The sequence below is a fragment of the Bacillus sp. ES1-5 genome, from assembly GCF_022487605.1.
In the GTDB taxonomy this organism is placed as follows: Bacteria; Bacillota; Bacilli; order Bacillales; family Bacillaceae_G; genus Bacillus_A; species Bacillus_A wiedmannii.
This window is the reverse complement of record NZ_JAKVPU010000061.1, coordinates 1-335: the sequence shown is the minus strand read 5'-3', so window position 1 is coordinate 335 and position 335 is coordinate 1. Positions and strand designations below refer to the sequence as shown.

General features: G+C 47.2%; 1 protein-coding gene. It reads right to left on the bottom strand.

The annotated features are described in order from the left end of the window. Positions 1-335 (bottom strand): serine hydrolase (locus MKO96_RS29275; RefSeq protein ID WP_240589352.1); only part of this gene is annotated, 335 nt, incomplete at both ends.

Here is a 335-nt window from a genome sequence, read left to right as displayed (position 1 = left end):
TAGTTGACCACTGGAGCATCCAAATCGCCTTTTCCTTCGTCACCCAATTTCATTACAGCCGCCGTTGCATACGTTTTTCTGACTGAACCAATCCCGTATAGAGTATCTTTGGTTAGTGGCTGTTCCCCTTCCATATCGTTCTTTCCAGCCTGCCCCGACAAAGTAAGCTTGCCATTATCAATTAGCGCATACTGCACGCTAGTCGTCTCATAGGACTTCGTGAGTAGTTCAGCGTTCTCTGCAGCAATCTTCTCCAAATCTTGGCTAGCAACTTCTTGGCTAGATACAACTGGAGTCTTACTGCTAGAAGACGCTATCGCTCCTGTTGGTAGAGG